Annotated in this window: 16 protein-coding genes; 6 read left to right on the top strand and 10 right to left on the bottom strand. The window is 41.4% G+C overall.

All coding sequences use genetic code 11. The annotated features are described in order from the left end of the window. Positions 1-42 precede the first annotated feature (42 nt). The gene (locus tag CC97_RS04940) at positions 43-1,959 is read right to left on the bottom strand and encodes a BMP family ABC transporter substrate-binding protein (RefSeq protein ID WP_044974089.1); all 1,917 of its coding nucleotides are present in this window, start codon (positions 1,957-1,959) and stop codon (positions 43-45) included. Positions 1,960-2,239: 280 nt separating this feature from the next. Here CC97_RS04940 and CC97_RS18605 point away from each other — a divergent pair, with 280 nt between their 5' ends. The 4 genes from CC97_RS18605 to CC97_RS04920 all read left to right on the top strand — a co-directional run bounded on the left by CC97_RS18605 (position 2,240) and on the right by CC97_RS04920 (position 7,065). Next, positions 2,240-3,319, top strand: coding sequence for a DUF1002 domain-containing protein (locus CC97_RS18605; protein ID WP_049962693.1), 1,080 nt, complete (start codon positions 2,240-2,242; stop codon positions 3,317-3,319). A 12-nt stretch (positions 3,320-3,331) separates the two neighbouring features. After that, on the top strand, positions 3,332-3,757 hold the full coding sequence (locus tag CC97_RS04930) for a hypothetical protein (RefSeq protein WP_044974088.1): 426 nt from the start codon (positions 3,332-3,334) through the stop codon (positions 3,755-3,757). 21 nt (positions 3,758-3,778) lie between these two features. Beyond that, complete coding sequence (locus CC97_RS04925; protein ID WP_044974087.1) at positions 3,779-5,968, top strand: hypothetical protein; 2,190 nt, start codon at positions 3,779-3,781, stop codon at positions 5,966-5,968. A 167-nt stretch (positions 5,969-6,135) separates the two neighbouring features. Then, positions 6,136-7,065, top strand: coding sequence for a hypothetical protein (locus tag CC97_RS04920; protein WP_044974086.1), 930 nt, complete (start codon positions 6,136-6,138; stop codon positions 7,063-7,065). Positions 7,066-7,242: 177 nt separating this feature from the next. Here CC97_RS04920 and CC97_RS04915 read toward each other — a convergent pair whose 3' ends face one another. From CC97_RS04915 to CC97_RS04900, 4 genes are all read right to left on the bottom strand, one after another. Next, positions 7,243-8,160, bottom strand: a complete 918-nt coding sequence (locus CC97_RS04915) for a CorA family divalent cation transporter (protein ID WP_044974085.1) — start codon at positions 8,158-8,160, stop codon at positions 7,243-7,245. A 79-nt stretch (positions 8,161-8,239) separates the two neighbouring features. Next, complete coding sequence (locus CC97_RS04910; protein WP_081849994.1) at positions 8,240-9,097, bottom strand: HD domain-containing protein; 858 nt, start codon at positions 9,095-9,097, stop codon at positions 8,240-8,242. Then, on the bottom strand, positions 9,030-9,218 hold the full coding sequence (locus CC97_RS19995) for a hypothetical protein (RefSeq protein WP_044974084.1): 189 nt from the start codon (positions 9,216-9,218) through the stop codon (positions 9,030-9,032). The genes CC97_RS04910 and CC97_RS19995 overlap by 68 nt, the downstream gene beginning before the upstream one ends. 21 nt (positions 9,219-9,239) lie before the next feature. Beyond that, on the bottom strand, positions 9,240-10,670 hold the full coding sequence (locus CC97_RS04900; protein WP_044974083.1) for a GGDEF domain-containing protein: 1,431 nt from the start codon (positions 10,668-10,670) through the stop codon (positions 9,240-9,242). Between the two features lie 283 nt (positions 10,671-10,953). Between CC97_RS04900 and CC97_RS04895 the strand changes: the two genes are divergently transcribed. Next, the gene (locus tag CC97_RS04895; RefSeq protein WP_044974082.1) at positions 10,954-11,190 is read left to right on the top strand and encodes a hypothetical protein; all 237 of its coding nucleotides are present in this window, start codon (positions 10,954-10,956) and stop codon (positions 11,188-11,190) included. Here CC97_RS04895 and CC97_RS04890 read toward each other — a convergent pair. Together CC97_RS04890 and CC97_RS04885 are read right to left on the bottom strand one after the other, a co-directional pair. Next, positions 11,174-12,313 carry an acyltransferase gene (locus tag CC97_RS04890; RefSeq protein WP_044974081.1) on the bottom strand — a complete coding sequence of 380 codons (1,140 nt, stop codon included), beginning with the start codon at positions 12,311-12,313 and terminating at the stop codon, positions 11,174-11,176. The two genes, CC97_RS04895 and CC97_RS04890, sit on opposite strands and share 17 nt — an antisense overlap. 13 nt (positions 12,314-12,326) lie before the next feature. Next, positions 12,327-13,097 carry an exonuclease domain-containing protein gene (locus CC97_RS04885; protein WP_044974080.1) on the bottom strand — a complete coding sequence of 257 codons (771 nt, stop codon included), beginning with the start codon at positions 13,095-13,097 and terminating at the stop codon, positions 12,327-12,329. A 308-nt stretch (positions 13,098-13,405) separates the two neighbouring features. On the opposite strand from CC97_RS04885, the gene CC97_RS04880 reads away from it, so the two are divergent. Continuing rightward, positions 13,406-13,849 carry a MarR family transcriptional regulator gene (locus CC97_RS04880; protein ID WP_044974079.1) on the top strand — a complete coding sequence of 148 codons (444 nt, stop codon included), beginning with the start codon at positions 13,406-13,408 and terminating at the stop codon, positions 13,847-13,849. Positions 13,850-14,026: 177 nt separating this feature from the next. On the opposite strand, the gene CC97_RS04875 is transcribed toward CC97_RS04880, so the two are convergent. From CC97_RS04875 to CC97_RS04865, 3 genes are read right to left on the bottom strand one after another with little or no spacing between them, the layout of a single operon-like run. Next, positions 14,027-16,909, bottom strand: a complete 2,883-nt coding sequence (locus tag CC97_RS04875; protein ID WP_049962691.1) for an efflux RND transporter permease subunit — start codon at positions 16,907-16,909, stop codon at positions 14,027-14,029. Further along, positions 16,821-17,357, bottom strand: coding sequence for a hypothetical protein (locus CC97_RS04870; protein WP_156036772.1), 537 nt, complete (start codon positions 17,355-17,357; stop codon positions 16,821-16,823). Before CC97_RS04870 ends, CC97_RS04875 begins: the two co-directional genes overlap by 89 nt. Continuing rightward, complete coding sequence (locus CC97_RS04865) at positions 17,308-18,180, bottom strand: efflux RND transporter permease subunit (RefSeq protein WP_044974077.1); 873 nt, start codon at positions 18,178-18,180, stop codon at positions 17,308-17,310. Before CC97_RS04865 ends, CC97_RS04870 begins: the two co-directional genes overlap by 50 nt. Between the last annotated feature and the right edge of the window lie 74 nt (positions 18,181-18,254).

Here is an 18,254-nt window from a genome sequence, read left to right as displayed (position 1 = left end):
CAACTTCCTTAAATCTAATTTATTTACTTATGCGGATTTCTTTCAGCTCTGATTATATCTTAGTTTTACTCCAAGCTGTGAAATCAGTTCATGACTGCTTTCAGTAAACTCTGATATGTCAGGTATTTTACCGTCGACTATATCCATAAACCAGTCAATGTTTATTATTTCAGATGTGCTCATACGGTTTTCGTTTTCGTTTACGATCTGGTGGTTCTGATCCTTGATTTCACAGGAGAACGGATTCATCAGACCTTTTTTGACCATTTGCTTTATAATGTAGACAAGCTGACCTGGACCTTCGGTTATTTCGAATGTTTCAATGTCAATAGCGTTTGCAGACATGCCCCAGTAGTAGTTGAGAGCCTGACCGTTATGCGTTGTGTCTTCATTTTTCCATTCTCCGTCAAGAACAGACCTGATAAGAGATTCATATACAACGCTCCAGTTCCATTTCGGTACTGCAAACTGTATAGGTTTTGCATCTTTGATCAGACCGCACAGTCCGGTATCATTGTCACTGTTACGTCCTGTAAGGTCCGGGAACGAAACGATATCGACATCTTTCTTTTTCAGTCTTTCCAGAGGATCCTCACCTTTAAGTGATGACCATTCGAGATAAACTTTTGCACGTGGATTTGTAAGTCTTACGCCGAGTGCAAATGCGTTGATGGCTGCCGGAGATCCGTAGATCGGATAATCGGCGATATAACCGATTTTGTTGTTTTCAGACATAATTCCGGCAATTGCTCCGATAACGAATTTCGCTTCGTAAACACGCAGATAATATGATCTTAAATGCCTGTATGCGTTGTTGAGTGAACAGTTGCATATGGTGATCTCAGGGTGTTCAATTGCACACCGCAGACTTATTGAACTGAGTACAGGTGTGGTAGTGAAAATAAGCTTGTAGCCTTTGGCGATAAGGTCTTCGAGTACAGAATAATCACTGCTGTCATGGGTGACAACGGAGCATGTTTCTATTCTGTCACCGAGAGATTCCTGTACTTTTTTGCTTTCGTGGTCATGACGACGTGTCCAGCCTGATTCTTCAGGACTCTTGAAATGAACAAAAGCGACCTTCAGTACCTGACTTGTTACATTGCTCGTTAGAATGTGAGCAATGGAATGGGCAATGGATTTTTTCTGGTCCTCCGGTTCATCAACCATCTGAAGAGGCTGTTCCTTTTCAAACATTGTGAATTCATTCCAGATCTTGACCAGGTTTTCGCGTATTTCAGCGGATGACTGTTCACATATGTTTTCATATCCGTAAATGTCGATATATGCAAGGAGCTGGTCACCTATTTTGGCTTTGAATTTTTTGAGACCGCCTTTTTCAATATAACTTTTTCTGAAGCAGCTGTAGACATATTTAAGGTCGAGCATTTCATCATCAGTAAGCGGATCATTTCCGGAAGGATGAATGTGTCTGTAAAGACGCTCGTAATTTCCCTGCCTGCTCATAAGGATATAATTTACCTTGGTCTTTTTATAGAATTCAAGATACTCATAGTTGATCAGAATTTCAGGTTCATCGCTTTTCTGCGGTATCAGTCTTGTGACAATGCCTTCGACTGAAACTGCATCCATATATTTCTGTACGCTGACACGTTTGTTGCCTTCGACAATGTAGTAGCGGTTCAGATATTCATAAGCGACAACCGGGTCACGCTGACCGGATTCAGTAAGAGAGTCATAAAGTTCAGACCATTTCGTAGCGAATTCAGTATCAGCCGAAAGAAGCGGCATAAAGTCGCTGGCAAAAGCATTTGTTCTTCCGGATGAATATGTTCCTACTATAAGTTCAATAGGTATTTCTATAAGGCCGAGACGCTGCTGGGACATAGGCGGTTCGTCTGCGATTCTGTCTTCCAGCTTCATCAGTAAACTGTTTTTTCCTGTTCTTTTTGTTTTAAGACCGATTTTCAGAGCTTTCTGATAATCTGTAATAGCCATATTGCACCTCCATGTTTAATATGTTCATACATATATATTCTATCAGATTATACTTCTGTTTTCAATGTATATTTTGTTAATAAAAAATTCCTTCGTATTATGCACGGACAGATCGGTGTTTTATCAATGTTGCAAAATTTGTGAAAATAGGGTATAATAAAATTTATTAATACGCTGAATTTGTTAAGCGTAAAGGGGAAAGGCTTTTGCCGGAAAAATAACGCGTTCATACGTTTTTCCGGATAACAGAACAGCCTTGTTTTTTAAGGAGGGGAACTGTATGAAAAGGATAACTTCTAAAATTATTGCATCGGCTCTGGCAATGTCACTTACGGCCGGTGCTTTCACTTTTACATCATATGCTGACGCGGTCCCGGTCATTACACTCGGAGCTGACCTTACAGATGCACAGAAAGAAAAGATATTTGAATTTTTCGGTGCCGATCCTTCGGACACCATGGTCATCGAGATCAACAATCAGCAGGAAAGGCAGTACCTTGAGGGACTGGTTTCCGATGATATTATCGGAACAAGAACGCTTTCATGTTCGTATATCATGCCTATGCAGACCGGCGGACTTATCGTAAAGACTGCAAACCTCACTTACGTTGACGAAAACATGATAGCCAACGCTCTGCTTACTGCAGGAGTCGAAAACTGTCAGGTGCTTGCGACTGCTCCGTTCAAGGTATCCGGTACGGGTGCGCTTACCGGCATTCTTACTTCCTACGAAAAATCATCCGGCGAAAAGCTTGACGAGGAAAAGAAAGAGACTGCCACAAAGGAACTTATCGTTACCAGTGATATTATCAACGAAGTGGCCGAAAATCTGAAAGAGCAGGAGATCGGCGGCGGCAAGGAAGACAAAAGTATGACCGAGGAATATATTTTCAAGTTCATCAACGATCTGAAGACTGAGGCTCTCAACGGTAATCTCACTGAAGATTCGGCAAAGGAACTTCTCGACAAATATCTTGACGAGTACAAGATCGAACTCGAACAGAAGACCTATGACAAGCTGCTCGATTATGTAAAATCATTCTCGAAACTGAATTACAAGGGAAAGTTTGAAGACAAACTGGCTTCACTTACTGACCGTATTTCAGACGGGTTCAATATCACTTTCAATACTGAGATCAACATAGGAGATGTTTCTGAAAGAGTAAGCTCCGGACTGAGTGCTTTCCAGAAATTCTGGGGAACGCTTAAAAACTGGCTCATGTTCACATTCGATACCGGTAAACTGAAGATAGATACTGACAGCTTAAAGGAAAAGACACAGAATATTTTCGATAACATTAATACTGACATAATCGATTATGATGTAATTCCTGAAGATCTTTCAGATATTATAAACTAAGGAGGGACAGACATGAAAAAAGAAATCAAACAATCCTGTACTGCATCACTCATTTTTATAGCTGCTGAATTTGTTTTCAGTCTCATTCTTAAGTCAAAGGCTGTTCCTTCACCGATCGTCATTGGCGATGCCGGTGCTCAGTCGCTGGTTTATTTCATGCCAGCAGTCGCCGGAATTATACTCTATCTTCTGATAGCTTTTACTGCATTCCTCGTAAATGCATCTTTCAAGGCTTTTGCTCATGGCGGCGGCATTAAATGGCTGGTGTACTTTGCAATCTGGGCTATTCAGGCAGCAGCGGCTGTTTTTTCAGTAGTGAAGATCAGCACAATGGAATTTTTCTCTTTCGAGAACAATATTCTTCGTATCGCACAGTTCGTGGCAGTAATTTTTTCTGTCCTTTCCTGTGTGATAGTTAAAAGAATGAAAATAAGCTAAATTACTTCGGGGGTATTTATAATGAAAAAAGAACTTAGAAAAGTGACAGCATTTGCATCAGCAGTCATTCTCGCTTCACAGTGCATGACATTTATCGGTGCCGAGGAAACAAAGGTTCAGAAGGCAGATATCAATGATAAGATCATTGAGTCTATTCTGAAGCATGATTCGCTGTTTGACAGAAACAAGGACGGCGTCATATCCGATGAGGAACTTAAGGAAGTTTTCACTGTAACTCTTGACGGCAGTATTATCAAAGAAATCAGTTCACTTAAAGATCTCACAAAGATGCCTGAATTAAGTCATATAAATATATTAAACTGGAAGAACTTCGATCCTGTTTTACTGTGTGACGTTGTGAATGTTCATCATATAGAACTTACTGATTCGACATTTGCTGAATGCGATAAAGAAATAGCTCACATTAATGATATTGATATATTCAATACCGAAGACTTTGATCTTAATACTTTAAAGCCATTCTCAGGTCTTCTGAGTGTTTCCACTTCCGGAACGACGGTAAAGAATCTTGATGCACTTAAGGAACTTGATCTTAAAAGACTGTATATTGACGAAAAGATCGACAGTGCTGAAGTAGTGAAGTACATCAGAACTTCTGACTACGAACTGCCCGCAGGATTTCTTGCACCGCTTGCAGTAAGACCGGCCGGAGCAATTAAAGGAAAGTTTACTGTAACTGATCCTGAAACAGTGAAGTTTACAAATTATTCAGCCGATACTTTTACCGATGAAGCGGATGAAGATTACTACAACTTTATCTATTCTGAAAAAACCGGTGAAACGGAATATCAGTACAGTGATAAAGATGGCAATCAGATCGGAAAAGGTAAAATCAAAGTTATCGAGAACAAACCGGTCGATGAGCCGCTGGATACGGAAAACAAAAGAACAGTCAGAATTATTACTGACGAATCTTCAGATCAGCGCGGAATTCATGAAAGATGGGCATATCTGCTCTTTGATGACGGTATTATGTATACCTACAACAAAGAGGGCAAAGGAGAACTTACTCCAGCCGATGAAAATGTCAGCGATATAAGCAGCGACAGTTACGGAAACCAAATTGTTCTTTATAAAGACGGAACACTTAAAATAAACGGCGATAACATTACCGAAGACTTCAAGGTTGTTACAGCGTCAGAATATATGACTAACTTTTTATGTTCAGACGGAATAATAAGAACTGTAAGCGGAGTTGCCGGCGGCGGATACAAAGTCAATAAGATAATGAGCAATGTTAGAGCCATGTGTCCGTCAAACCCTGATCTTATTCAGACCAGAGACGGAAAAACATCTCTGATGTATTCTGATAAAACAGACGGTGAAAATGAATACAGCCTTTTCGGACTTAACCTGAACATCAACCCGGTAAGCTGTGTGAAGGGGCAGTCTGTAGTTACAAACGGCGGAGGATTTCTTTTCCGCGGCGGCACGTTCTATGTTACTGATGACAAAAATGATCTTTACATGATAAAAGCCGAAGTGAAAACTTCATCAAAGGAAATTACAAAATCAGTCGGCAGAGCTCTTATCGCTTCTGATGTTACAGGATGCGGCTATTTATACCGTCGAGGAGAAGGAACAAATCAGAAAGCAGACATTGCCTATACAGACAAGGAAGGTAAAGCATACAGCTGTACAAATCAAGGTGAAGAGATAAAGGCTGAAAACGGATTTGATCTTTTCGATAACAAGCAGTATGATTACGAAACAAGGGATACACGTTATTTATTCACTGAGAATACAACAGCAGCGGGTACAACAGTAATAAATGACGACAGTGTTCTTGGTATTTCTCTCCGCACAGATGACGGAACAGAAAACTTCACGTGCCTCGACAGATTTGCCTCATTTACTCATGTAAAGGAAAGCACCGGTACCTTCTTTGACGGCAGTGACTATACCATCCTCATTACCAGGGAAGACAACACTCTCTGGAAGTACAGCGTCGAAGCCGGTACATTTACACGCCTTGACGATCAGATAAAGAAAGCCGATCCTAAGGAGAACCCGCCGAAGGAGGAACCGGAAAAGAAATACAGCACCAAAGATATCGTATCAGTGATGCAGTATATCTTCGGTGCAGAAAACGCAGTTAAGGAAGACTGGATGGACTTTGACGGCAACGGAAAGGTGAATATCATCGATCTGCTCCTGCTGAAAAAGGAGATACTTCGTTCTTTCCTGTGAAAGTCAGATATAAGGAAACGCTGATTTATTCATATATCAGCGTGGGGCTCCGGGGCGAAGCCCCGCAAATCCCACCTCCGGAAATCCGGCGAAGCCGGATTTCCGATTTAATCAGTGTTTCCCTAATTTGACGTTAACTATAATTTCAGAAAAGGAAAACAGAAATAATGAAAAGAAATAAACTGTCTGTGGTTCTTGCACTTCTTTTATGCGCAGCACTCACATCCTGTTCATTCAGCTTTCCGGGCCGAGACAACAGTTCCGGGAAAAACAAAGAAACAGAAACCGAACTTGTGACGGACCTTCTGTATGATGAAGCAGAAACTGCAGTGTCTGAAGAAATAACGACAGAAGGTGCAGAGGAAACTACAGCCGAAGAAACAGCTGAAGAACCGGTAACCGAGCCTGCAGAAGAAGAGATAACCGCGGAAAGCCTGATCGACGGTGTCGATTATTTTGCTCATCAGTACGACATCACATACGGCACAATTTCCGAAACATGCTCGATGACAGCAGAGCTGGACGGTGAGACACTGGATTATACACTCTACAGCAGCTACAGCTACAGGGAATATGACGAAACTGCCTATGTAGGCGGTTCGATCTCAACTTCGCTGGACGATGATTCTTTATCCGCAGAGTTCTGGAGCATTTATGCTGATGGCTATACTACCCTGTATGAAAAGACTTCCGATGAACCTGGTGTATGGCATAAGCTAACCGGAAGCGGTAAAAGAAGATCATATCTCGGAAGCACTCATTTCCGTGAACTTGCTCTTGAAGAAACTGATGACCAGTATATAATCAAAGGTCAGATCAAGTACGCTTTTTTAAACCAGAATCTTTTTGGAGTGATCATTCCGTACGGCGTTGCAGATGCTGAACTGTCATCTTTACTGGATATGACAATGTATTTTGATAAGGAAACAAAGGCGTTTAAGTCCTATGATGTTGATTTCACGCCGATGATGAGTGGTAAATCCCTGAATAATATAAGCAGATATAATTCGTTCACACTGAACGTTACTATAGACGGATATGAATCAGGTACACTGGAAATACCGGATGAAGTTGTAAACAGTGCAGTAGCTGAATAATGCCATGCACATTCGCACAGAGGACTTTTTTAATAATCTTAGTAAGCATAAATAAAACCATCGGCGTTATCCGTTTAAGGTAACACCGGTGGTTTTATTTTGGTTATTAGTTATTCTGTAACTTTTGGGGTGAAACTGCAAAGCTGATCACAGCAGAGTTTATGTTTTGCTTTGATATCAGAGCCACTTTTTCTTTTTGAAGAATGCCAGACAGGAGATTACGATAACTATGCACAGAAGAATAACGATAGGGTAGGATATACGGTATTCAAGTTCCGGCATGTATTTGAAGTTCATTCCGTACCAGCCGGTGATGAGTGTGAGCGGGGTGAATACTGTTGTTACTATTGTGAGAAGCCCCATAATGCGGTTCTGTCTTACGTCGAGCTGTGACTGATAGAGGTCACGTATCTGGATCGAATATTCTCGCAGTGAATTTGTGAGGTCGTGAAGTCTTGAAGTTCTCTGTGAGAAAAGGTGGAAGTAACGAACGTTTTCAGCCTTGAAGAAGTTGTTTTCATTCTCTTCAAGTTCCTGTGAAAGATCCAGAAGCTGTTCATAGTGTACCCTCATGTCACGGAGATCACTTCTAATCTTGTTTACTCTGTGCGAAGGATCTTCACCGCCGCCTGCAAGAATCTCTGATTCAATGTCATCCAGCTCCTTGTCAAGTGTTTCAAGTATGCTCTGATCCTTTGTGACTATCTGTTCGAGAAAGTCGTAAATAAAACGTTCAAGGCTTGGTTTAGCCCATTTTTTTGAGCGCTGGATGTTTCCGATTATATCATTTACGAGTCCGCTGTCATCAATAAATACAATGCCTTTTTCATCGAGAGCAAATGCAAATGTGGTGTTCGGAGCGGAAATATTACTGCGGTCAGGAACGGAGAATGTTCCTGTAAGTGAATCGTAGTTTACTTCGGCCTTGGTTGAATGGATCGATGAAAGGTCGATATCCATTTCGATGCCCATGTCGAAATTATCCTTGTTTTCAAGCCATTCGGCAGAAGTAAGTACTGATACGAACTGATCAGGTGAATTCCTGAAGTTGATGGAATCCGCCTTTTCAAGAGTGTTTTTTATGTAATAATACATTGCAGGTACCTCAAATTGCTTTTCCGGAATGACGGGAGGAGGGATATATTTCGCCCCGTACGCCATGTTCTGTCAGTTATCAGAGATCAGGAACGTAGATCTTGTTTTCCATTCCGAAAGGACGTTTTTCAGTAAGTCCGCCAGGACCAAGAAGATCACGCTGTTCGTCGAATACGTACATTTTGGCGTCAAGATTGTCGATCATGTAAAGTGCAAATGCTTCTGCGATGGCAGGGGAGACTACTGCTCCGTATTCCTGTTCACCGTGATGTGCAAGGATCATGTGTGTAAGCATTTTTATCTTTTCCGGATTATAATTCTGTCCGTCGGCACTTTTCTTGATAAGTGAAGCACCCATGTAGAGATGTCCGAAAAGAACGCCGCTTACAGTGAATTCCGCATTGCCGGTCGGATCAGTATCATATTCCCATATCTTGCCGATGTCGTGAAGAGCCGCTCCGCATACCATGAGTTCCCTGTCAAGATTATTGTACACCTCGCAGATTTTTTCCGCAGCCTTTACCATGCGGTAGGAATGATAAATAAGTCCGCCCTTGAGATTATGGTGCATTGAAATTGCAGCGGAGGATGAAGTGTAGGCTTCTTTCTTGCTTTCGATTATTTTTACGGCAAGTTCGGAAAGCGGAGTGTACTTACCGTTACAGTCGTCAGCACTGTTTCGTATTATCGAAATGATCTCATTGTACATAAGATCAACGGCTACCGGAGGAACTTTGATAAAATCATTTATTGAAAGCGAGTGGTCTGTCGTGATCGTTATATCGTTTACGATAAAGTTCTTTGAACCCTGATATTCATTTACGTTCAGGATAACGTCTGCTATTGTTTCCTTAGTGATCCCTTTGAGTTCAAGTGATGCGACAGAAGTGTCGAACATAGTTGCAGTCTGTTCCGTTGCACCGTCCTTCATGGTCATTCTTACGAATGTTTTTTCCGTTTTTTGCAACGCTTTCGCTTATGCCTGAAATGAGAACAGGTCTGCTTAAAGATGTTCCTATTTCAGCGTCTGCGAGTTTTGTGAATCTGTCATTTATCATTAAAAATGCCTCCGTGATAATTTATTTTCTTCTGCGTTCAGGATAACGCTCATAGTAACTCTGCTTGTCTCTGTACATTTCCATATCGGCAGAACTCATAGCTTTGCGAATATCGGTCTTTCCTTCATTGTAAAAGTAACCTAGTGAAAAGCTGACATCATCAGCATTTTCCTGAAGTTTTCTGAGTTCATCGGTTCTGGATCTCAGTTCTGCTTCGGAAAGTGAACAGTTTATGACCATGAATTCATCGCCGCCGGCACGGTAGATCTCGCTGTCAGGGAAAGTTTCCTTCAGAAGGCCGGCTGCTTTCTTTATGTAGCTGTCACCGGCAGTGTGTCCGCCTGTATCGTTGACTTTTTTCAGTCCGTTCAGATCGGCGAAAACAACGCCGACACGTAAAGGCAGGACCTCTTTGCCGGAAATAATGTCGTCAACTCTTTTGTTCATGGCATTACGGTTCATCACGCCTGTAAGCAGATCGACAGAACTCATGTATTCAAGTCTTGCAAGAAGCTGATGATTTGCTATTTCAGATGCTATGAAATAAGTTGTTGTTTCCAGAGTGGAACGTATCTTGGCGGTGTTTTCAGTAGCAAAATTAACTGCCCATACATATCCGAGAGTTTCATTATTGTAGTTGAGCGGATAGAGAACGATGCTCTTTATACCGTATTCTTCGAGTGATGCTATCCATTCAGGATTCCTTTCACGGACTACATTCATGTCGCTTTCATTCTGTATGATGAGACAGGTGCTTCCTGCGATCGTATCTTTCCAGGTGTCTACGACGTCAAAGAAACTGTCAATACCGTTGTTGAAGTATTCTGCTATACGTCTGTTGTCAAAATCAGGCGAAGTGGATTCACACAGTATGGAGCAGGATCTTGTTTTGTAGTCGGTAAGAAGAATGCATACATTTTCTGCACTGCATAGCAGTCTTATATCTTCGATAACTTCATCCATTGTATGCTTGAAGTCTTTTGTGTCGCGAAGCTTGATACAGGTTTCAAGTACAGATGCTGTTACTGCTGCTTCCTTGTCTGACATACGGCTGACACTTGCTTCAGGAGTAAGATCCATTGAGTAAGTGCAGTAGTGAGTATTTCCGTTTGTGTACGCTACGGGCATGATATACATATCGACCCAGAAAGGATATCTTTCCGGATGCATGTAAGTGTGAAACGGTTTTTTCATTACAGCGCTGAGATAACAGGCGTTTTCAAAGTTAAGATCCTTTGGAATATAGTTTTCATAAGGTGAATTCGGTATAAACCTGTTACTGAGCATTGTATCGTAAGCCATATTATCAGACTGCTTAACTTCAATGGAATCAATATACGCCTTGTTTCCGCATACGAGTCTTATATTTCCGTAGTTACCGTCAGGAAAAACTTCAACGGAAATAATGCATGTCATAGGTGTAAAGCTGTCTGCGAGCTGCTGTAAATCCATAATAATCCCTCCGCAAAAAATAAAAGAATACTCAGGTGAGCCGTTCTTATCGATATATGTTAATTATAGCATAATCAGTCTGTAAAATCAATTATTTTGTACACTCAGTGTCAATGTAACACTTGCACTGACGGGAGATTTAGAGTATAATAAAACTTGTATAAAACTTTGTTCGTATCATAAGTCCGGGTGCCGCTGCGTATTATTTCTGAAGCCTTATCTGCGCTCTGAAGGTGCCTTTTATGAACTTATGAGATCAGCTTATTATCAGACTGGAGTGTATATGGAAGAAATACTTGCAAGAAATATGTACAAAGACATAAAAAATATGAACCGGGAACAAATGAAGAGCTTTTTAAAACGCATCTACGAGGACGGTTATAAAAAAGCTCTTGAAGATCATCCGGCGTCGTCCTCAGAAACTGACCTTGAAAAGCTGAAAAATGAAATTTCAGCGATCAGCGGAATAGGGGAAAAGCGCCTTGAAGCTATAATGGAAGTTATTAAGCGGAATGTCTGACGGCCCGCTTTATAAGTCCTCCGGTTTTTCTGCATATAAATTCAAGCAGTTTCCAGAAGTATTTGAACACCAGATAACCTGCAAATGAAAGAGCGGTTATTTCGATGAAGAGAACTATGTTCATTTTTAAAGGAGTCCATCCCTGTTCTTCAAATTTTGGTCTGACCTGGCCTGCGAACCATTCCTGCAGACAGTAGATCTCCATGGAGAACATACCGAAAAACTTAAGAATTCCGCCGATAATGTGTCCTGCGATACAGGTGAATCTGTGACTGTCAAGTATGTTGAGAAATTTAGCCGCAAGAAACGGAAGAGAAACGGCACACAACAGGGTAGGCAGGAAACAGTTGGAAGTAGGAACAAGAATGTAATACGACTGGAAGTTAGCAAGTTCAAGCATATAGATCCCAAGTGCGAACACAAGGAACAGCGGCAGCCAGGCTCTTCGCCTGAAAGCAAGTTCCCTGTGTTTTTTTGTGAGATCACCGAGCAGAACGCCAAGCATGAAAACCGGTATACGGTTTAAAAATCCGAAAAGATCGCCTCTGATTTTATCGCGAAGAATAAGAATTACGAAAAACCATGCAAGTATCATTGTTACGGTCCAGAAAGCGCCGCCGGTTTTCCGGAAACCGAGCCAGTAAAGCGGAAACAGGATGTAAAGCGTAAGTATGGCGGGTACGAACCAGAGAAACATGTAAATTGAATTTACGTAGAAAGCTTTACCCGATATGCACTCAAAAAACCATTTTACCGTCCAGTGATCCGTATGTGCTTTAAGCAGGGCAACCGTAACAAAAGGCAGTACGATTCGCTTGAATCTTCTGTAGTAAAATACGGGAAGTTTTGATTTGGTGATAGCGTAGGTAAGTCCCATGCCGGAAAGCAGAAAGAATATATCCACGCCGCAGTAGCCGAAGCGTTTTGCCCTTGCTTCTATCCATGCTGCTATGGGATGATCCATGGTAATTACGGTACCGAATACATGAAAATACAGTATCCATAATGCGGCAAAGCCCATTATAGCAGACCTGTACTTTGATACAAGAGTAAAACCTGAAGATACCTTTTCTTCAGGTTTTACTGTGTTTTTAATGATTTTTCTGAAATCTGGTTTTATCAAAACTGCCTCCTGTTCACAGCCAGCCGAAAGTGCGCTTGTTGTATGTGTCGTTGTATGCTTCATCAAAAACAGGAAATTCATGACCGTTTTTTGCTGTGCTGAGCATTTCGTCTACGTCAATGTCATATTCCTTTGCAATGGAAATAACTTTTCTCATTTTACTGTACATATCTTTCAGATCAGCGTATACGTCATACGCGCTGAATCTGCTTCGCATATCAGCATCATCAGTATGCTTCAGCTCAATAAGGATATTACGCATTGTCTCAACATCGGCATAGGCCCTGTGCTGCATTACAGGCTTGTATTCGCACAGAACAGCCATGTTTATAAGCGAGAGGGGATGCCTTCCGTCATATTTGTCCTTGATCACAGTACTCAGATCAGTAAACTTTATACAAACCTGCTCACGTTTGAGTCCTGTAAGTGCTTCAATGTCATATCTTCCGAAATTCCAGTGAACAACGTCCTGATCACAGTTGCCCCATGTGTATATTTCTTTCAGATCATATTTCTGGTAGTATTCGTAAAGCTTTCTGTAGAATTCGTCCATTCTGACGCCGTTGTCTATTTCTTCCTGGCTTATGGTCGTAAGCTCTTTGATTTTTTCGTTGATTATAGTGCGGCCCTTCGGCGGCTTTACTACGACGTCGTACAGATCGATCTCTTTGTAGTTCTGTGTTTCGTCAACAATCTGAAGCGTGAACTCGATCATTGTTATGTCGCTTTTTACTCTTCCGGTCGGACCACCGGTATTAAACTCAATATCAACTAATCCAGTCATAAAAACCTCCGGATCGATTTATTTCTGATGACCGGGAAAGTTTCAGAACGTTAATTCCAACTTCCCGGTCTGTTATATTATGCTTAAAATACATTAATAAGTTACCTATTAATTTTAGCATTTTTTATAAAAAAAGTCAAGAATAAAGTGCGGCTGTAGTAAAATAACGGACTTGTTTTATAAGCCTGTTTATGTTATAATATTATTAAAAGAAAACACATGAAAAGAATTTGTTTCTTTATTATTTCTGTGCTTTCTGTCGTAATTTTTTCAGTTTGGTTACCGGATTAAATTATGGGGATGATAATATGATTACCGAAGCTTATTCAAATGAACTTGACAGATACTTCACTTTATGGTGCCTGTGCAAAGCTATGTATGAAAACTGGTCAAAGGTTTATGGCTTTTCCTGCAATGAGACTCTTGTTCTCAACTTTGTTGCCAAAAGCAAATTCTGTACCCAGAAACAGATAGCTGAAAAACTTGAAATATCCAAGCAGACGGTCAACATGATACTTAAGCGCTTTGAAAATGACGGTTATGTTGAGCTTACAGTCAATGAAATGGATAAACGCAGCAAGTTTATTAAGCTCACCAAGAAAGGCCGCGAGATTTCAGACAGACTCATAGCTGATCTTCTGAAAATAGAAATGGATTCCGTCAGGGAGCTTGGCATTGATAACTTCAGGCAGATGAACGATGTCCAGGAACAGTATATAAAACTTTTCAATAAGTTTTCGCATAGCTTATAACTATTGTTTTCCTAAGGAAATACTGATTAAATCGGAAATCCGGCTTCGCCGGATTTCCGGAGGTAGGACTTGCGGGGCTTCGCCCCTAACCCCACGCTGATTTATGAATAAATCAGCGATTCCCTAAAAAAATAACGGTGTGAATATCAGATAATGATCTTCACACCGTTTGTTTTTTTAATCGTCTATAAACTCAAGTTCAGAGCTGTCTATCTTCTTCATTTCCTTTTTATTGAACATGTCATAGATTATCGGGATGATGAAGAGCGTTGTAAATGTGGCATATACAAGACCGCCTATAGTAACGACTGCAATAGGCTGAACCATGTCAGAACCCATTTCCTTTCCGACGGCCATCATAATAAGACCGAGAATCGTTGTTATTGCTGTCATGAGAATAGGTCTTAGTCGTGTAGCGCCTGCTTCAGCAATAGCTTCACGTTTTTCCATACCTTCAAGACGAAGCTGGTTTATGTAGTCTACAAGCACGATACCGTTGTTTACGACGATACCTGAAAGCATTACAAAGCCTAAAAGTCCGATTACGCTGAGTTCCTTTCCGGTAATGATAAGAGCAAGGAAACCTCCGGTAAACGCAAGAGGCATTGTAAACATGACGATAAAAGGTGATTTAAGAGACTGGAACTGAGCTACCATGATAAGATAGATAAGAACAACAGCGAGTGCAAGCATGAGTCCCAGCTGTTTCATTGACTCCATGATAGTTTCGTTTTCACCGTCAAATTCGAGAGTGAATCCTTCAGGAAGCTCGAAGTTTTCGAACTGGCTTTCTGCGTCACGGCTTACAAGTCCTACGTTGTATCCGTCTGCAATAGTTCCGCTTACTGTGATATATCTCTTATGATCACGTCTTGAAATAGCAGAAAGGGTAGTGGTCTCTTCGATTTCAGCTATTTCATGAAGAGCAACCTCTTCTTTTTTCGGTTCCTCTTCCTTTTCTTCGTCTTCATCCTCTTCCTTTTCTTCCTTCATGTCAAATGCGATTGCTTCATCTGTATTACCGGCAGCTGCCATATCGACTATCTTGAATTTGTAATCCTTTATATTGTCTTTGGTAATGCTGCCTTCTTCGCCTTTTTCAACGATTATATCGAAATCCTTGCCGTTTGTTGTGATCGTTGTTGCTTTTGATGAATCTGAGAGTGATTTTGCTATGTCACCGAATACCTGTGCTACTGTCAGACCGTTGAGCATAGCTTTTTCCTTGTTTACTGTGATTTTGAGCTCAGGTGAAGGATTATCGATTCCGTCATCAACTTCACCGATACCTTCAACTTTGCCGAGTTTTTCAGCAGCTTTTACCGCTGTTTCCTGTAACTTTTCAATGTCGTTTCCGACGATTCTGAGAGTTACGCCTGATCCGCCGAGAGCGGAAAGATCCATCTGTGATCCGCTTGCTGTAACTTTGTATTCCTTGTCTTCGTACATTGAATTGATCTCTGCAGCAATGGACTGGCTTGTACGTTTTTTATCTTCCTTCAGGATAACGTACATTGATACCTGAGTGGTGCTGGCATCGATATTCAGACCGAACATTGCAGCCTGACCGCTTGAAAGCATGGCACCAACTGTTTCAACGTCTTCCATTTTTCCGATGGTTTCCATGATCTCTTCTGAAACCTTTACAGTATCATCGAGTTTTGTTCCGTCAGGCATCTCAAGGTCAACTGAAACCTGTGTGCTGTCCATTTCCGGCATAAATGAAACGCCCTTTGAGTAGGCACCGTAGGCAGAAGCTCCGAGCGCGATCACAACTGCGAGAAGAGCAATGATCTTGAAACGAAGTACGACTTTTACTGATTTTGCATATGCTGCCTGTATTTTATCAAATAATTTAGTGCTTACAGGTTTTGAATTCTTCATCATTCTGGAAGTCATTGCCGGAACGACCGTAAGCGCAACTATAAGGCTTGCTCCCAGTGAGAAACCGATAGTGAGCGCCATATCAACGAAGAGTGTTTTGGTAATGCCTTCTACGAATACGATAGGTGCAAATACGCAGACAGTAGTAAGCGTTGAAGCTGTGATAGCGCCTGCAACCTGCTTTGCACCGCTGACTGAAGCCTGTACAGCGGAATAGCCTTTGTTCTTCAGTCGGTAGATGTTTTCAATTACCACGACTGAGTTATCAACCAGCATTCCGACACCGATCGCAAGACCTGAAAGGGAAATAAGGTTGAGCGTTATTCCTGTAAAATACATCAGTGCTACAGCGAAAATAACACTTATCGGAATAGAGCATGCAATGATGAATGTAGGTCTTACATCTTTCAGGAAGAGCAGTAGAACTATTATAGCGAATACCGCACCCTGAAGAAGATTCTTGATAACAGAGTTTACGATAAGGTGGATATAGTCGCCCTGGTTCATAAGTTCAATGAACCTGACATTGCTGTTTTCTTCTGTAATTGAAGCGAACTTTTCCTGAATGCTTTCTGCTACTTTTGCTGTAGCAAAATTGTTCTGTTTCTGGAAAGTGAGGATAACACCGTCTTTTCCGTCAACTGAAGCATAGACTTCATCAGAGTTGTCTGTAACGAATACATCAGCAACATCGGAAAGCTTTACAGGATCCATTCCCTCGATCTTAAGGTCAAAGAGTACAAGGTTTTTGAGAATTTCTGCGTTGTCGATCTTGTCACCTATTTTGACGAGATACTGGGAACCGTCGCTTTCGTTTATGTAGCCGGCAGGCATAGCAAAGTTCTGTGCCTTAAGAATATTCGATATCATATCGACAGTGAGTGTTTCAGTGACATCAGCACTGTCAAGAGCGTTGTTTACTGTATCATCCCAGTTGTCAAGGGTTTCGTTGAGTTTAGTTTCGCCCTCGTTGATAGCGTCAAGGCCGTCGCTGATTTCCTTGCCTTTTTCATTTCTTGTGTTTTCGAGTTCTGATTCTTTTTCATTAATCTGGTCTTTGGCATTCTTTATCTGATCAGAACCGGATTCAAGTTCCTTCTTTGCAGCTTCCAGTGCTGTTTTGCCTTCCAGTGCCTGTTTTTTTAGCGGCTGCGAGTTCTGCCATACCGCTTTCAAGCTTTGTTTTTCCTTCTGAAAGTTCAGTCTTCTTGTTTTCGAGTTCTTCAGATTTATTTAAAAGATCAGCCTTCTGGGTCAGAAGTTCGGAACGTGTTTTTTCAGTTTCTGTCTTTTTAGCATCAAAGGCAGCGAGCAGTCCGTCAAGGTCCGTGATACCGGATGTATCGAGTTCCATCTGTACTGCTGTCTGCGAAATTATCATTTTCACCATTTCATCAGGAAGAAGACCGGCTTTTGCTGCCTCAGCGGATTGTTCCAGCTGTTCGCGGCCGGCTTTCATTGCCTCAAGTCCTGTGTCTATGGCTTTTATTCCGTCATCGATCTGTTTGATGCCGCTTTCAATCTGAGCAGCTCCTTCATCCAGCTGTTTCTGACCTTCAAGCAGGGCCTGCATATTATCGTTGAGAGTTTTTTTCGTTTTCCTCGATCTGTTTAAGACCGTCAAGAAGTTCAGTTTCTTTTTTTGCAAGTTCTTCTCTGCCGTTGGCAAGTTTGATCTCATTCTTTAATATCTCGAATTTTGCTTCGTCGATACCCTGGGATCCCTGGATCATGCCGTCGTTAAACTGCTTTTTGGCATCTTCGAGCTTCTTTTTGTTATCAGCTATTTCTGTTTTAGCGTCGTCAAGTTTTACCTTTGCGTCATCAAGTTTACCGGAAACACTGTTCTTCAGTTTTTCATTGATTTTATCGACCTTTTCCTCCCTGATAACGACATTTATGTTTTCGTTTATCAGACCTGAAGCGTAAACGCTGCCTATGCCGTCAATGCCTTCGAGCATCGGGATAAGGGTTTCATTGGCATAGTCTGATACTTCTTTGTTGTCCATTCCTTCAACGCTGAGTGCGGCGATCATAACCGGAAGCATATCAGGATTGAGTTTCATGATAAGCGGATTGCCTATTGTATCATCCCAGCCGTTCGAAAGGGTGTCAAGGCTTTCACGCATATCGATCGTAGCAGAATCCATATTGGCGTTGTCATCAAATTCCAGGATTACAAGCGATACGTTTTCCTGCGACGTTGAACTTACAGTTTTTATGTTGTTTATTGTGGACATGGACTGCTCGACCGGTCTTGTAACGGTCTGCTCCACTTCCTCAGGGCTTGCTCCGACGTACGTGGTCATTACGATAGCGTAGGGGAGGTTAATGCTCGGAAGAAGGTCAGGCACCATTCTTGTGAATGATACAAAACCCATTACAAGAACTATAATTACGCAAACAAGTACTGTAAAAGGTTTCTTTACACTTTCTTTAGAAAACAATAATATTCACCTTCCGTTTAGTTGATTGGCACGAATTAATAATGTGTTTATAAAAAATCACTCTAATTATACCA

This window comes from Ruminococcus sp. HUN007 (genome assembly GCF_000712055.1).
In the GTDB taxonomy this organism is placed as follows: Bacteria; Bacillota; Clostridia; order Oscillospirales; family Ruminococcaceae; genus HUN007.
The sequence above is the reverse complement of the archived record's forward strand: the minus strand, read 5'-3'. Positions and strand labels throughout refer to the sequence as shown.

Excerpts from the sequence above, each read along its gene's own strand:
- CC97_RS04940 (WP_044974089.1), bottom strand. The coding sequence starts at position 1,959 with ATGGCTATTACAGATTATCAGAAAGCTCTGAAAATCGGTCTTAAAACA.
- CC97_RS18605 (WP_049962693.1), top strand. The coding sequence starts at position 2,240 with ATGAAAAGGATAACTTCTAAAATTATTGCATCGGCTCTGGCAATGTCA.
- CC97_RS04930 (WP_044974088.1), top strand. The coding sequence starts at position 3,332 with ATGAAAAAAGAAATCAAACAATCCTGTACTGCATCACTCATTTTTATA.
- CC97_RS04925 (WP_044974087.1), top strand. The coding sequence starts at position 3,779 with ATGAAAAAAGAACTTAGAAAAGTGACAGCATTTGCATCAGCAGTCATT.
- CC97_RS04920 (WP_044974086.1), top strand. The coding sequence starts at position 6,136 with ATGAAAAGAAATAAACTGTCTGTGGTTCTTGCACTTCTTTTATGCGCA.
- CC97_RS04915 (WP_044974085.1), bottom strand. The coding sequence starts at position 8,160 with ATGTATTATTACATAAAAAACACTCTTGAAAAGGCGGATTCCATCAAC.
- CC97_RS04910 (WP_081849994.1), bottom strand. The coding sequence starts at position 9,097 with ATGACCATGAAGGACGGTGCAACGGAACAGACTGCAACTATGTTCGAC.
- CC97_RS19995 (WP_044974084.1), bottom strand. The coding sequence starts at position 9,218 with ATGATAAATGACAGATTCACAAAACTCGCAGACGCTGAAATAGGAACA.
- CC97_RS04900 (WP_044974083.1), bottom strand. The coding sequence starts at position 10,670 with ATGGATTTACAGCAGCTCGCAGACAGCTTTACACCTATGACATGCATT.
- CC97_RS04895 (WP_044974082.1), top strand. The coding sequence starts at position 10,954 with ATGGAAGAAATACTTGCAAGAAATATGTACAAAGACATAAAAAATATG.
- CC97_RS04885 (WP_044974080.1), bottom strand. The coding sequence starts at position 13,097 with ATGACTGGATTAGTTGATATTGAGTTTAATACCGGTGGTCCGACCGGA.
- CC97_RS04880 (WP_044974079.1), top strand. The coding sequence starts at position 13,406 with ATGATTACCGAAGCTTATTCAAATGAACTTGACAGATACTTCACTTTA.